The 11448-nt window shown below is 54.9% G+C and carries 12 protein-coding genes and 1 tRNA gene; 12 read left to right on the top strand and 1 reads right to left on the bottom strand.

Translation table 11 applies throughout. The annotated features are described in order from the left end of the window. Window positions 1-757 precede the first annotated feature (757 nt). The 10 genes from GGQ68_RS23855 (at window position 758) to selD (ending at window position 9649) form a co-directional block, all read left to right on the top strand. Complete coding sequence (locus tag GGQ68_RS23855) at window positions 758-1042, top strand: STAS domain-containing protein (RefSeq protein WP_183970494.1); 285 nt, start codon at window positions 758-760, stop codon at window positions 1040-1042. Then, window positions 1039-1413 (top strand): response regulator, encoded by a 375-nt coding sequence (locus GGQ68_RS23850; protein ID WP_183970492.1) that lies wholly within the window; start codon window positions 1039-1041, stop codon window positions 1411-1413. The genes GGQ68_RS23855 and GGQ68_RS23850 overlap by 4 nt, the downstream gene beginning before the upstream one ends. Further along, entirely contained in the window at window positions 1413-3551 is a 2139-nt protein-coding gene (locus GGQ68_RS23845) for a chemotaxis protein CheA (RefSeq protein WP_183970490.1), read from the top strand. Before GGQ68_RS23850 ends, GGQ68_RS23845 begins: the two co-directional genes overlap by 1 nt. Next, window positions 3544-4011 carry a chemotaxis protein CheW gene (locus tag GGQ68_RS23840; RefSeq protein WP_183970488.1) on the top strand — a complete coding sequence of 156 codons (468 nt, stop codon included), beginning with the start codon at window positions 3544-3546 and terminating at the stop codon, window positions 4009-4011. The genes GGQ68_RS23845 and GGQ68_RS23840 overlap by 8 nt, the downstream gene beginning before the upstream one ends. Then, window positions 4008-4877 (top strand): CheR family methyltransferase, encoded by an 870-nt coding sequence (locus tag GGQ68_RS23835; protein WP_183970486.1) that lies wholly within the window; start codon window positions 4008-4010, stop codon window positions 4875-4877. Before GGQ68_RS23840 ends, GGQ68_RS23835 begins: the two co-directional genes overlap by 4 nt. Window positions 4878-4889: 12 nt before the next feature. Then, entirely contained in the window at window positions 4890-5276 is a 387-nt protein-coding gene (locus GGQ68_RS23830; protein WP_183970484.1) for a response regulator, read from the top strand. Next, window positions 5276-5632, top strand: a complete 357-nt coding sequence (locus GGQ68_RS23825; protein WP_183970482.1) for a hypothetical protein — start codon at window positions 5276-5278, stop codon at window positions 5630-5632. The genes GGQ68_RS23830 and GGQ68_RS23825 overlap by 1 nt, the downstream gene beginning before the upstream one ends. Window positions 5633-5786: 154 nt before the next feature. Further along, window positions 5787-6836, top strand: a complete 1050-nt coding sequence (locus GGQ68_RS23820) for a CheB methylesterase domain-containing protein (RefSeq protein WP_246429541.1) — start codon at window positions 5787-5789, stop codon at window positions 6834-6836. Further along, window positions 6833-7369, top strand: coding sequence for a chemotaxis protein CheD (locus GGQ68_RS23815; protein ID WP_183970478.1), 537 nt, complete (start codon window positions 6833-6835; stop codon window positions 7367-7369). The genes GGQ68_RS23820 and GGQ68_RS23815 overlap by 4 nt, the downstream gene beginning before the upstream one ends. 123 nt (window positions 7370-7492) lie before the next feature. Continuing rightward, window positions 7493-9649: a selenide, water dikinase SelD gene (gene selD / locus GGQ68_RS23810; RefSeq protein ID WP_183970476.1), complete on the top strand. Its 2157-nt coding sequence runs from the start codon at window positions 7493-7495 to the stop codon at window positions 9647-9649. Here the strand turns inward: selD and mnmH are convergent. Continuing rightward, entirely contained in the window at window positions 9631-10698 is a 1068-nt protein-coding gene (gene mnmH / locus GGQ68_RS23805; RefSeq protein WP_183970474.1) for a tRNA 2-selenouridine(34) synthase MnmH, read from the bottom strand. The two genes, selD and mnmH, sit on opposite strands and share 19 nt — an antisense overlap. 136 nt (window positions 10699-10834) lie before the next feature. On the opposite strand from mnmH, the gene GGQ68_RS23800 reads away from it, so the two are divergent. After that, window positions 10835-10909, top strand: a tRNA-Phe gene (locus GGQ68_RS23800). A gap of 311 nt (window positions 10910-11220) precedes the next feature. Then, window positions 11221-11448 (top strand): transposase (locus GGQ68_RS23795; protein ID WP_183970472.1); only part of this gene is annotated, 228 nt, incomplete at its 3' end.

Raw genomic sequence — 11448 nt, 5'->3', positions numbered from 1 at the left:
CGAGATGAAAGCTCCGCGCGTCGGACGATTGCTCAACCTGCGCCAATCGGCGTAAACAACCCTCGGACTCCGGTCGCGGCTGGATGAAAGTTCAGCGGCAGGTCAGTCCCCACACGAGCCTCGACGGGCTCACCCCGTGGGAGTATCACCAACTGTCAGTAGAGGACCAAAACCTGAACAGAGCGAACTAAATAACGCGGACTCCAAAGGGAGCAGGTCAGGTCGAAATCGATTGATAATACCCAAAAAACTTGGTCCACCCAATTGCGCCAAACCAAACGAACGCCCCGTGAGCGAGTATCAGGCAGGCGGCTAACCTTGAGCATGCATCGCTAATCGAACTTTCAAAAACCGACGGCGGTGAAGCGAGCGCCAATCATTCAACGCAAACGATAAACGTCCTGCCCACGTGAAACTTCAAGTCATCAAGCCAACCCAAATGTGGTTTCGGGAACTAGTTTACGGCGTGTGTAGCGCGCGTTTCGCGACAATTTTCAGTTTTCATACTAAGCGGCTCGGGTTTTTCCAGAAATATTCAAGACACACAACACGCACACCAACCCATTGTCTTTGCTTTATTATATTTGAATCTGGCTAGTTATAAGATTGCGTGCATCGGATCAATTTTGCCTGCGAACATTCCCTGCGGTTTCCTGAAATGTCGGAACCGTTTGTTAAGACAGCATGCGTATTTCTACTTGGCGTCAGACGTGCCACCGATTGGGGGCACACCGTGCCACCAAGGATGCAGTTCGCGATGCCAGACATAAATTTTCACGCTCTAGGACCGACACGCGCCCGCTCTGGAGAAGACCCGCTTGTGTCCTTCCTGCTCAATGCCAGGAAGGCCCCCGTAACCGTTTCTGCCCGCGACGTCAGTCGGCTGGATTCGCATCGGTTACAGCTTCTTCTAGTGGCCCAGAAACAATGGTTGGTCGACGATGTGCCCTTCGAGGTTTCGGACACGTCGCCCAGCTTCCGCGAAGGGCTCGAACGGCTTGGGCTCAATTCCGATCATTTCGACAGGGAGATGCCCCAATGACGACGAAGGTCTTGGCGATCGATGATTCACGCACCATCCGCAACTTGCTAAGAGTCTCTCTTGAAGGTGCCGGATTCGAATTTCACTCCGCATGCGATGGTCAGGAAGGCGTGGAAATTTTCCCCGATGTTGACCCGGATGTGGTCATCACCGACATCAATATGCCGAAGCTGGATGGTTTTGGAGTGATCGACTCGCTGCGCAGCGGTCCAAACCGCACCAACGTACCGATTCTCGTGCTGACGACAGAAAGCTCCGACCAGCTAAAATCCCGCGCCAGAAACTCCGGGGCCACCGGCTGGATCGTGAAACCCTTTGATGATGCATCGCTCGTCTCGGTGCTGCGTCGCCTGACAGGACATATGGGCTGATGAGCGGGAACTCGATTAGAGATACCTTTTTTGAGGAATGCGAAGAGCTCCTCGAAGCATTGGTAGAAGGGCTAGCCTTACTTGAGGAAGCTCCGGACGAAATGGACACGATTAACGCGGTGTTCCGCTCGGTCCACTCAATCAAGGGCGGCGCGGGCGCGTTCGGCCTCGACCGGCTCGTAAACTTTGCCCACGCTTTTGAAACTGTTCTGGACAAAGTGCGCGACAAGGAACTTCACATTGACGAGAAGATGATGTCTCTGGCGCACCGCTCCGGTGACCAGTTGCAAGATCTTGTCTCATCTGCTCGAGACGATAGCCCTCTCAATGAAGAGGCTGAAAGTGGCCTTATCAAAGAGCTCGAAAGCTATCTCGGCGGCAAGTCTGTCGTGGAGGACTTCAGCTTTGACGCGCTAACTCTTGACTTTGACGGACCAGCAGTAGTTGTCGATATCGACGAAGGCGCAGGTGGCGCACGGAGCTTCAATATAAAGTTCAAGCCAACTCGGGCGCTATATGAAAATGGTCACGAACCGCTTTTGATTTTCGATGCCTTGGCGGAACTAGGTGATCTAAGCGTTACCGCAGACCTGAGTGGCCTGCCCGATTTCGACTCTTTCGATCCCAACGATGCTGTTATCGCGTGGGAACTGACTTTGCTCACCACTGAGACGGAGACGACACTTCACGAGGTGTTTGAATTTGTCGAAGGTCTGTGTGAACTTGATGTCAATGTCGAAGACGCACCACAAGGCATTTCGCCTCAAGCTTCCGCGGTCACGGCACCGACGGTCGAGGTCGATATCCCGTTCGACGACGTCCCTGCGACGGAAAACCCGGGCACCCCTGCACAAGTGAGCCCAGCAGACGCAGGAGGCGGAAAGGCCTCCTCTGCGAACAGCAAGGAATCGCGCGGCCCAAAGCCGACACTGCGTGTGGATTTGGACCGAGTAGACAGACTGATCAACACAGTCGGTGAATTGATCATCAACCAAGCCATGATCTCACAACGCATAGAAGAACTTGATTTACCAACCGTGGCGCATCTGACGAACGAACTGGAAGCCTACAAGCTACTTGCCCGAGACATCCAAGAAGGGGTTATGGCGATTCGCGCACAACCCGTAAAACCGTTGTTTCAGCGTATGTCACGGATTGTGCGGGAAGCATCAGACGCCACCGGAAAAAAGGCTAAGCTCGTCACAGTCGGTGATTCCACCGAGGTGGATAAAACTGTCATCGAACGCCTTGCTGACCCTTTGACCCATATGATCCGAAACGCCGTGGATCACGGGCTGGAAAAACCAGAGGTTCGAGAAACAGAGGGGAAGGATTCGACCGGAACCATTCGGCTATCTGCAGCGCACCGTTCTGGCAGTGTGTTCATCGAAATTTCCGACGATGGCGCCGGTTTAAATCGAGAAAAAATTCTCGAGAAAGCGGTCGAAAAACACCTTGTACCAAAGGACGCAGAGTTATCCGACCCGGAGATCGACAATCTTTTGTTTCTGCCAGGTTTCTCAACCGCGGGGCAGGTATCAAACCTTTCCGGACGCGGTGTCGGTATGGATGTCGTCAAAAATGCTGTTCAAGCGTTGGGCGGTCGCGTGTCGATTACTTCGATGCAGGGCAAAGGTACGACGTTCACGATTGTTTTGCCACTCACGCTCGCCGTGATGGATGGGTTTGTTATTTCCGTAGCGGACCAAACGATGGTCATTCCTATTTCTTCGATACTAGAAACGATCAGGCCCAATGTTCGCGACATTCATATGGTCGGCACGGACAGCCATGTCGTATCGGTCCGCGGATCTTACGTACCCATTGTCGACGTCGCAGGAAGCCTTGGATTGCACAGCGGCGACAACTCTGGTGGGACGGGTATCCTCTTGTTGGTCAGCACTGAACTACAAGGTCTGACGGCGTTGCGGGTCACCGCCATCCACGATCAGCGGCAAGTAGTTATCAAGAGCTTGGAAAGCAATTACGCAGCAATACCTGGCGTATCAGCAGCGACCATTCTAGGCGACGGTAAAATCGCGCTGATTCTCGACCCGGAAGAAATCATCAACCTCGGCCACTCTGCCGGGCCTGATCTCTTTTCACAGCCCCCAAAGACGGAGCTTAGTCATGTCTGAAACAGCTGAAGTGCGCGCCGACACGCAATTCGAATTCATCACATTTTCTGCCGGAGGTCAGAACTATTGCCTAGAGATCACCCAAATTCGTGAAATCCGCCGATGGACTCCAGTCACGGCGTTGCCGCATACGCCCGCCGATGTGTTAGGCGTGATGAACTTGCGCGGAGCAGTCATACCAATATTTGATTTGGCAGCGCGTTTCGGGCTCGGTGCCACACCAGCGAATGAACGAAACGTTGTGATCGTTGCCGCTATGGACGGCACAACCATTGGCCTATTAGTCGAGTCCGTTTCCGAGATTCTTTCTGTCGAAAAAAGTGCTATACAAGAAACGCCCGACATTAAGTCGGAAGCCACACGGCATAGTATATTGGGCATGATTTCGGTAGATGATACGATGGTCCGGGTCGTGAACCTAGAAGCGGTTCTTGATGCCGGGAAGGGTGTATCTCTATGACCCAAACCGTCGGAGGACATGGTCGGGATATCCCATTCAGCGATTCCGATTTTCGGGCAATTTCCGACCTAGCCCAAGCGGAATTTGGACTCAATCTTGCGGAAAGCAAAAAGCCACTCGTCTATTCCCGGCTGTCAAAACGTCTTAAAGCGCGAGAGTTGGACAGCTTTCCAGACTACCTTGCACTGCTCAAACGAAGTGAGGAAAATAATGAAAGGCTGGAATTGATCTCAGCGCTGACGACAAATGTGACGAGCTTTTTTCGCGAAAACCACCACTTCGAAATGCTTAGAGATCACGGTTTCCCAAGTATGTTCGACCGGCTCAAAGAGAGTGGTCGCGGACGAATTTGGTCCGCGGGATGTTCCTCGGGCCAGGAACCTTATTCTATTGCAATGACCCTACTCAACAAGATGCCCGATGCCGCACGCAGAAACGTAAAGATACTTGCCACTGACATCGACCCAAAGATCATCGCGCGCGCACGTCAAGGCATTTATCCCAAGGAGGAGGCAACAGGCATTTCAGAGCTATTCCAGAAAAACTTTACACACAAGACCGAGCATAACGAACTCGGCATGTCCGATAATTTACGTGAGATAATCACTTTTGCTGAATTGAATCTTATGAGCGACTGGCCTTTCAACGGTCCGTTCGATGCGATTTTCTGCCGCAATGTTGCGATTTATTTCAATCAAGAGACGCAGCAGCGCCTCTGGTCACGCTTTTGCGAAATGCTCGTACCCGGCGGCTTTCTTTTCATTGGTCATTCCGAACGGGTCACGGGGGCCGCCACTAGGGAACTTACCGGCGTCGGCATTACCAGCTACAGAAAAACCGGCTCAGGTAGCCGGCTTGCGTCATAAAAGGAGGCTCAAATGGGCTTGAAGGAATCGCTTCGGATCTTGGTTGTCGATGATATGGCGACCAGTCGTGGTCTTATCACTCAGGCACTGGATGATATTGGCATCAAAAATTATGTGACCGAAAATGATGGTCGGCGTGCGTTTGAAAAACTAAGCAAAAGCCCAGTTCACCTAGTGCTTTCGGACTACAATATGCCTGGCCTAGACGGGTTGGGCCTATTGAAAGCTGTGCGAACCAACGGTCCTACTCAAAAGATTGGCTTCATCCTTGTGACCGGGCGACCTACACCCGAAATCGTCAACGAAGCTAAGAAACTTGGGTTGAACAATATGATCAAAAAACCGTTCACCTCGGATTCGATGAAAGCTTGTATTGAAAGCGTGGTAGGGCGCCTTTGATGAAAAGCGCCGAGACACATTTGCCACTAAAAGTGGCCACGGAACGTGTCGCTGGTGAACTAGAAGGCCTGTACGAACGTCTTGAGAGGCTTGAATACGGACTTGATATGGTCTTCGTACACACCTCCGACGCGCTGGATGGGCAAACCATCAGTATGCTGCAGGAGTTGGATATGCTTCGTCAATCGCTCGGGGCGCTGTCGGACTTTCTTATACACGTCGCGCATGAGACTACTGCAGACGGCTTGGTCGACCCCGGACCGGCCCTTAAAGCCGTCCCGTTGCGTGACATGGCGGTCCGGCTTGCAGGAAAGACAAAGGAAAGCCCGGTCTCGGGCCACGCTGAATTGTTCTGATGTGCCATGGCTACTGACGCGCGCTCAGCGGCAATAGTCATGGGCAAGCAGTCGCTCCGAAAAAGGGGATGAAATGACACGCCGAAGTATCGTCGTCGCCTTGCCCGACGCAGCACAACGCAGACGAATGACGCGTATGGTAAGCGCGCACCCTATGTTTCAAGTTATTGCTCAAACATACGATTTGATGAGCACTTACTCGGAGGTAGAAGAAAAACGCCCACGTGTTGTGCTTATAGCTGCTAGGTTGGCTGCTTTGCCAGAGTTCGAAGTCATGCGTGCCTTGTTCTCCACCTTGGACGTGCGCTGGTTGGTCATCAACTCGCCTGAAGGGCCTAAATCCCAGTTTGCTTCCAATGGTACAACTCGCGCGTCATCGGATCTTTTCTCGATATCCGATGACGTGCCTGAGGAGATAATTTTGCGTCAGTTGCTCAGCCTGACCCGTATGGAGGTTACTCGCCAGCCCGCTGCTAAACCGCGTGACCCGTCTAAGCGACAGTTCTTGCAGGACACGCTGACCGAAAACGTCGCGAACGGGATAAGAACGCGGCCACGAGCTCGCGCTGATAGTGCACCTGCGCACAATCCAACTTCGAACACGGATGTTATTCAAACGATCTTGATAGGTGCGAGTACAGGTGGCGTCGATGCTTTGTTGTGCATACTGTCATGTTTTCCGGCTGATTGTCCGCCAACGCTCATAGTGCAACACACCGGTGCTGGATTCGGCGAAAGCCTCGCTGGCCTGCTAGACCGTCAATGTCGAGCAAAGGTCGAGCTTGCTGAAAACAGTATGCTCATGCGTCAGGGCGTCGTGACCGTAGGCGCTGGAACGCGCCGACACCTTGTCATGGAAGATTGCAAGCGTCGGATCTGCGGTCTTTCCGAAGGTTCACCGATGTCCGGCCACATCCCATCTGTCGATATGTTGTTCCACTCTGCCGTTCCTATGGCGCAAAATGTAAGCGCAGCTCTGCTGACCGGCATGGGTAGAGACGGTGCGGAAGGTTTGAAGGCGCTACGCAACGCGGGCGCGCGTACGATCGCCCAGAATGAAGCTACCAGCGTTGTTTATGGAATGCCCCGTGCCGCAGTCGCAAGCGGAGCGGCAATGAAAGTTCTGCCCATCGAGGAAATCGGCCCAGCGCTTTTAAAATCCGCCAATGTCGCGCCCCTCACAGGAAAGGATCTCCACAGATGAATGCGGGAACAGAACGTTTGGTCAACGTCATCCAGGGCGACTACTCAATCTCCGACGATGAATCTGAAATTCTTACGACCGTTCTGGGGTCTTGCATCGCTGTGTGCATGTTTGATCCGATACGCGGCATCGGCGGCATGAACCATTTTCTTTTGCCCAGCCGTGAGGGCGCGGAAGGCGCGAATGTTCGGTACGGTGCTTACGCCATGGAATTGCTGATCAACGGAATGTTGAAACAGGGGGCCGAACGCTCTCGCATTCAGGCCAAAATTTTCGGCGGTGCCAGCATGATGGGTAACCTCCGAGACATCGGATCGTCCAATGCTAAATTCGCCAAGGGCTTTCTTGCAGACGAAGAAATCCCATGTATCGCCGAGAGTACCGGAGGGACCTCGGCGAGGCGTATTCGTTTTTGGCCCACCACGGGACGTGTACGGCAATTGCTGGTGACTGGCGATGTGGAGCAATTGCCAGTGGAGAAACCCAAACTGCCAGAGCGTCCTGCCAAAACCGACGACATCGTTCTGTTCTGACTATCACGCAATCTAGCGTGCAAATGTCGCCTTGCGCTACCTTACTGGAGAGAGCAACACGAGGATAGGACGGCAGTGCAAGATAGGCTCCGTCAAGACAAATTTGGCGACGGGGTGCAATAGATGCAGGCAACGGACTTGCCGTTTACTCGGGATCTGGTTTTGATCGGCGGCGGTCATACCCACGCGTTGGTGCTGAAACGCTGGGGCATGTCCCCCCTGCCCGGCACACGCGTCACCATTGTCAATCCGGAAGCCACAGCCCCCTATTCGGGCATGTTACCGGGCCATTTGGCCGGACACTACAAGCGAGAAGCGCTGGACATTGACCTCGTAAAGCTGGCGCGCTTCGCCGGGGCGCGGATTATCACTGATCGCGCTGTAGCTCTCGATCCGCTCGCACATCGTATCTCACTCGCTTCAGGAACACAGATTGGTTTTGACACCGCATCCATTGACGTTGGGGTTACGTCTTGGATGCCTGACGTAATTGGGTTCGCCGATCACGCAGTGCCTGCGAAACCGTTGGGTCCATTTGCCTCACGGTGGCGCGCGTTCTTGGACCAAGACGGACCGTCGGATGTGGCGATCATCGGGGGCGGCGTTGCGGGAGTCGAGATTGCCATGGCATGTGCCCACGCTCTGCGACAGCGCGATCGCCCAGCAAAAGTACATCTGGTCGAACACTCAGTAGCCTTAAGCACACTGCCCGACAGGTCTGTCCGGCGTCTACGCAAGGCAATGCGAGACCAAGGCGTAACGTTGCATGAAAACACCAAAATTCAGCGCGTGACTGAGGAGGGTTTGGAGACGGATAGCGGTATGATCCCTGCGCGCTTTGTCTGTGGTGCAGCCGGGGCCCGGCCGCACCCTTGGCTCAACGACACAGGATTATCGTTGAAGAACGGGTTTATCGAGATCGCTCAGACGCTTGAGAGTTCTGAAAAGGACGTGTTCGCCACCGGCGACTGCGCCCATATGGTGGCCAGTCCCCGACCGAAAGCCGGCGTATATGCAGTACGGCAAGCGCCGATCCTTTTCGACAACCTGCGCGCCAGCCTGTCTGGCCAACGACCCTCCCGGCAATACCACCCGCAAGCGGACTATCTCAAAATCATTTCCTTGGGGAAAAAGGCGGCGCTGGGTGACCGCTATGGCATAACGTGTTCAGGACCTTGGGTCTGGCGGTTGAAAAACCGAATAGACCAGACGTTCATGAACAAGTTTCGCGATTTGCCCGCTTTGTCCGCACCCGAAATCCCGCGCGACCATGCGGCCGGATTGGACGACTTGCTAAAGGGCAAGCCGCTCTGCGGAGGATGCGGAGCGAAAGTGGGACAACCTGCTCTGCGCGCAGCACTGGCTGGACCTTACGGCACGGACGCGCTTCCCGGCGACGACGCTGCCGTGGTCGAGATCGGCAATACGCAGACCGTTTTAAGTACTGACCACCTTCGTGAGATGGTACGCGATCCTATCGCAATGACAAAAATTGCAGCACACCATGCACTTGGCGACATCTGGGCGATGGGCGCCACACCGCACGCGGCCACTGCCAACCTTGTTATTCGGCAGGCTTCCAGCCGTATCGCCACACGAGTGTTGGAGGAGATCATGACAGCAGCGCGAGACGTCATGCGCGACGCAGGCGCTGAGATCGTCGGCGGTCACAGCTCTCAGGGTGCTGAAATGACCATTGGGTTTACGCTGCTTGGCAGGTGCGAACGCAAGCCGATCACGCTGGCCGGGGCACGGTCCGGCGACCGGATTTTACTGACCAAACCCATCGGTTCTGGTCTTATTATGGCCGCGGAGATGCAGGGCCTCGCTCAGGGCGACTGGGTGGCACAAGCGCTGTCCCGAATGACCCAATCGCAGCGTGCAGCGTCAAATATTTTGCGCCACGCCCATGCCATGACGGACGTAACCGGCTTCGGCTTGTTGGGGCACTTGCACAACATTTGCATCAATTCGCAGGTGAATGCGCGTCTCGTGCTTCACGCGGTGCCGCTGATGACGGGGGCATTGGATCTGGCCGAGACCGGGTTGCGCGCCTCATTGCACGACACCAATCGCATGATCATGCCAGAGCTTCCGAAGGACGCGCTCCACGATTTGCTGTTCGACCCACAAACCGCAGGCGGCCTTCTGGCGACAGTTTCAGCTGACGACGCCCCCGAAGTTTTGGAAAGTTTGATCGACGCCGGCTATGAGGCCGCCGATATCGGCGAAATCACTAGCGCCGCGACGCAACAGCGGCTTCAGATTTCCGTCGTTTGATGATGCTCAAGCTGGGCTGCGATCCGATCTGCGAGCGCGTCCAGCGCCGGAGGGTCGAGCGTCTCCGTGGTAAAGCTTTGTAAAACTTTCGGATCAACAGCTTTCATCGCCTTGCGATACGCAGGGTCGTAATGATCCTCCGCCAGTGACGCACACAGCTCGACAAGCTGACCATCGCGGGACAGCCGACACCATGTATCGACGAGTTCATGCCCCCGGTGAAAACGCAGTGGGCTTAACTTTTCAGCCAGCGCTTCCGGATCGGCGAGGATGTCGGCATAGGCTTCCGCAAGATAATGCGCGCGCGCCTGTGTCGGGGCGAACACTTCGATCCAGGGCGAGGCCTTCATCACCTCCCAAAGACTGGGGGGCAGAACAATATCACCAATCTTGGAGCTTTCCGCCTCGACAACCACTGGCCTGGTTGGGTCCAGGGCCAGTAAGGCCTGCGCCAATGCGGTTTCAAATCCTTTTTGCCTTGGCTGACCACCGGGCAACCCGCCAAGAAGCGAACCACGATGATGCGCCAGCCCTTCGAGATCAAGCACTTGCACCTCGCGCGCCTGAAGAAGTGGCAGCAACGCGGTCTTCGCTGTGCCGGTATATCCGCCAAGCTGGATCATGCGAAACGGCAGCGGATTGTCATATAAATACTGCACCACCAGTCGCCGAAACGTCCGGTACCCACCCTCCACCAATTCCGAACGCCAGCCGATCTCCTTAAGCATCCACGCAAAAGTGCCCGAGCGCTGCCCTCCACGCCAACAATAGATCAAGGGCCGCCATGATCCGTCGTGAATTGCCAACGGACCGGCCACATGCCGCGCGGCATTCTGGAACACCAATGCCGCGCCGAGCTTGCGTGCTTTGAACGGGCTTTCCTGCTTATAGATTGTTCCGACGCGGGCGCGTTCCTCGTTGTCGAGCACAGGCAGATTGATAGCGCCAGGAATGTGATCCTCGGCGAATTCGGCAGGGCTACGCACGTCAATCACGGTATCGAAGCCGTGGTTCAGTAAGTCTTGCAGGGTTTTCGAAGCGCGTGTCATGGCCGTCGGCTTAGCCTAATCCCGTTCTTCTGGGAAGCATGAGAACGCAATGAAAGAATCTGAAATTTTGCTCTTGCGCACAGATTGGCGAGGGGCTATTCCGCCCTCACCCAAGGGGCAACGCCCCACAGCCCGTGCCCGGGTAGCTCAGGGGTAGAGCAGTGGATTGAAAATCCTCGTGTCGGTGGTTCGATTCCGCCCCCGGGCACCATTTAAATACATGAAAAGTAAATGGATTTTAGTCATCTGATAAGCTCCTCTCGTCAGGGTTTGACGCTTTTTTCTTTGGGTTTGACACTTTTGCCTTCTTGGCACGTCGTTCGTATTCCTCCTCCCAGACCTGCATCGTCTTCCGGTTCTTACGGGCCAGCGCGGCATTCTTGGAATAATGCAACCCCATGACCTTCGAGTCCTGAGCCAGCAGATCGGAGATTTCACGTTCGTCCTGCCCTGCCTCCCTAGGGCGTGTTGACAAAAGGGATTCACAGGACGCGCTGATCGTGATTTAAGCTGGTATCTGCGATGGAGACCCTCTTGGCACGAGACTTGATGTCGGAGGAGGAATGGGCGTTCTTTGAGCGTTTCATCCTGGCAGTCCGCGCCCCGAACGGACGCAAACCTACCAACCACCGCCCTGTTCTAGATGGGATTTTCTGGATTGCCCGCACCGGAGCGCCGTGGCGAGACCTGCCGGCAGAGTTCGGCAAGTGGTCCAGCGTCTGTCGGCAATTCCGGCGTTGGACGTTGGCA

Source organism: Sagittula marina (assembly GCF_014196795.1).
Lineage (GTDB): Bacteria > Pseudomonadota > Alphaproteobacteria > Rhodobacterales > Rhodobacteraceae > Sagittula > Sagittula marina.
Note: the sequence above shows the minus strand (reverse complement) of the source record. Positions and strands in the feature narration are given on the sequence as shown.

What these genes read in the sequence shown, in the direction of transcription:
- GGQ68_RS23850 (WP_183970492.1), top strand. Translation starts at nt 1,039, where the DNA reads ATGACGACGAAGGTCTTGGCGATCGATGATTCACGCACCATCCGCAAC.
- GGQ68_RS23855 (WP_183970494.1), top strand. Translation starts at nt 758, where the DNA reads ATGCCAGACATAAATTTTCACGCTCTAGGACCGACACGCGCCCGCTCT.
- GGQ68_RS23825 (WP_183970482.1), top strand. Translation starts at nt 5,276, where the DNA reads ATGAAAAGCGCCGAGACACATTTGCCACTAAAAGTGGCCACGGAACGT.
- selD (WP_183970476.1), top strand. Translation starts at nt 7,493, where the DNA reads ATGCAGGCAACGGACTTGCCGTTTACTCGGGATCTGGTTTTGATCGGC.
- mnmH (WP_183970474.1), bottom strand. Translation starts at nt 10,698, where the DNA reads ATGACACGCGCTTCGAAAACCCTGCAAGACTTACTGAACCACGGCTTC.
- GGQ68_RS23835 (WP_183970486.1), top strand. Translation starts at nt 4,008, where the DNA reads ATGACCCAAACCGTCGGAGGACATGGTCGGGATATCCCATTCAGCGAT.
- GGQ68_RS23815 (WP_183970478.1), top strand. Translation starts at nt 6,833, where the DNA reads ATGAATGCGGGAACAGAACGTTTGGTCAACGTCATCCAGGGCGACTAC.
- GGQ68_RS23830 (WP_183970484.1), top strand. Translation starts at nt 4,890, where the DNA reads ATGGGCTTGAAGGAATCGCTTCGGATCTTGGTTGTCGATGATATGGCG.
- GGQ68_RS23840 (WP_183970488.1), top strand. Translation starts at nt 3,544, where the DNA reads ATGTCTGAAACAGCTGAAGTGCGCGCCGACACGCAATTCGAATTCATC.
- GGQ68_RS23845 (WP_183970490.1), top strand. Translation starts at nt 1,413, where the DNA reads ATGAGCGGGAACTCGATTAGAGATACCTTTTTTGAGGAATGCGAAGAG.
- GGQ68_RS23820 (WP_246429541.1), top strand. Translation starts at nt 5,787, where the DNA reads ATGTTTCAAGTTATTGCTCAAACATACGATTTGATGAGCACTTACTCG.